Raw genomic sequence first — 2500 nt, 5'->3', positions numbered from 1 at the left:
GGTAGAGCGTCGATCGAATACCTTCGGGGGTAGAGCACTGGATGGGCTAGGGGATCTCACCGATTTACCAAACCTAACCAAACTCCGAATACCGAAGAGTACTAATCGGCAGACACACGGCGGGTGCTAACGTCCGTCGTGAAGAGGGCAACAACCCTGACCACCATCTAAGGTCCCTAAGTTATGGCTAAGTGGGAAAGGATGTGAGGATCCCAAAACAACCAGGATGTTGGCTTAGAAGCAGCCATCATTTAAAGAAAGCGTAACAGCTCACTGGTCTAAATAAGGGTCTTTGCGCCGAAAATGTACCGGGGCTAAAGCCATACACCGAAGCTGTGGATTTGCACGTAAGTGCAAGTGGTAGCGGAGCGTTCTGTAAGCCGTTGAAGAGAGACCCGTGAGGGCTCTTGGAGGTATCAGAAGTGAGAATGCTGACATGAGTAACGATAAAGGGAGTGAGAGACTCCCTCGCCGAAAGTCCAAGGGTTCCTGCTTAAAGTTAATCTGAGCAGGGTTAGCCGGCCCCTAAGGCGAGGCCGAAAGGCGTAGTCGATGGGAACCACGTTAATATTCGTGGGCCTGCGGGTAGTGACGGATCGCGTATGTTGTTCTTCCTTATTGGATTGGAAGGGCTTCGAAGCGGTTCCAGGAAATAGCTCCCGCGTATAGACCGTACCCTAAACCGACACTGGTGGACTGGTAGAGAATACCAAGGCGCTTGAGAGAACTGCGTTGAAGGAACTCGGCAAATTGCACGCGTAACTTCGGAAGAAGCGTGACCCTTATGTACGCAAGTATGTGAGGGTGGCACAGACCAGGGGGTAGCGACTGTTTACCAAAAACACAGGGCTCTGCGAAGTCGCAAGACGACGTATAGGGTCTGACGCCTGCCCGGTGCTGGAAGGTTAAGAGGAGAGGTGCAAGCTTTGAATCGAAGCCCCAGTAAACGGCGGCCGTAACTATAACGGTCCTAAGGTAGCGAAATTCCTTGTCGGGTAAGTTCCGACCTGCACGAATGGCGTAACGACTTCCCCGCTGTCTCCAACGCAGACTCAGTGAAATTGAATTCCCCGTGAAGATGCGGGGTTCCTGCGGTTAGACGGAAAGACCCCGTGCACCTTTACTATAGCTTTACACTGGCATTCGTGTCGGCATGTGTAGGATAGGTGGTAGACTTTGAAGCGGGGGCGCCAGCCTTCGTGGAGTCATCCTTGAAATACCACCCTTACCTATATGGATGTCTAACCGCGGTCCGTTATCCGGATCCGGGACAGTGTATGGTGGGTAGTTTGACTGGGGCGGTCGCCTCCTAAAGAGTAACGGAGGCGCGCGATGGTGGGCTCAGACCGGTCGGAAATCGGTCGTCGAGTGCAATGGCATAAGCCCGCCTGACTGCGAGACTGACAAGTCGAGCAGAGACGAAAGTCGGTCATAGTGATCCGGTGGTCCCGCGTGGAAGGGCCATCGCTCAACGGATAAAAGGTACGCCGGGGATAACAGGCTGATGACCCCCAAGAGTCCATATCGACGGGGTTGTTTGGCACCTCGATGTCGACTCATCGCATCCTGGGGCTGGAGCAGGTCCCAAGGGTATGGCTGTTCGCCATTTAAAGCGGTACGTGAGTTGGGTTCAGAACGTCGTGAGACAGTTCGGTCCCTATCTGCCGTGGGTGTAGGAATATTGACAGGATCTGTCCCTAGTACGAGAGGACCGGGATGGACGTATCTCTGGTGGACCTGTTGTGGCGCCAGCCGCATAGCAGGGTAGCTATATACGGACGGGATAACCGCTGAAGGCATCTAAGCGGGAAACCCACCTGAAAACGAGTATTCCCTTGAGAGCCGTGGAAGACCACCACGTTGATAGGCCGGGTGTGGAAGTGCGGCAACGCATGAAGCTTACCGGTACTAATAGCTCGATTGGCTTGATCATTCTCATTACTTATATCCATCTAAAGCGCTCACGCATGAGCGGGTCTTCGACCCTATGCTCCGCGAAGGCGCCGGACGACCGGCGACGGTCAGTCGACCTTGCGGGCTAACGCCCGGAAAGCCGATCATCGTCAATGTCGTCAAAACTGACAACAAAACCAGCTTCTCTTTCATCGTTGCTTTTTGCTGACCTGGTGGTTACAGCGGAGCGGCTGCACCCGATCCCATTCCGAACTCGGCCGTGAAACGCTCCAGCGCCAATGGTACTTCGTCTCAAGACGCGGGAGAGTAGGTCGCTGCCAGGTCTGCAAAACGCAACATGAAATCAAAACGCTCTCCACATCCCATACTTTCCAATCAACAGGCCGCATCAAGCGGCCTTTTGCTTTTGCAAAACAGCAGGCACAAGTGCATAATTACACGCCGCTTCAAACGCGGTAGCCGGAAATACCGGCATGGTGGCGCGGGGTGGAGCAGCCCGGTAGCTCGTCAGGCTCATAACCTGAAGGTCACAGGTTCAAATCCTGTCCCCGCAACCAATCTCTCAGATACATCTCAAAACAAACTT

General features: G+C 53.9%; 1 tRNA gene and 2 rRNA genes (1 of these 3 cut by a window edge). All 3 read left to right on the top strand.

The annotated features are described in order from the left end of the window. Positions 1 to 1933 (top strand): 23S ribosomal RNA (locus AC1Q5O_RS27155) (it extends 998 nt beyond the left edge of the window). A 189-nt stretch (positions 1934 to 2122) separates the two neighbouring features. After that, a 5S ribosomal RNA gene (gene rrf / locus AC1Q5O_RS27150) occupies positions 2123 to 2237 on the top strand. A 157-nt stretch (positions 2238 to 2394) separates the two neighbouring features. Then, positions 2395 to 2471, top strand: a tRNA-Met gene (locus AC1Q5O_RS27145). The last annotated feature ends 29 nt before the right edge of the window (positions 2472 to 2500 follow it).

The organism is Phyllobacterium sp. MT110, from assembly GCF_058792715.1.
Note: the sequence above shows the minus strand (reverse complement) of the source record. Positions and strands in the feature narration are given on the sequence as shown.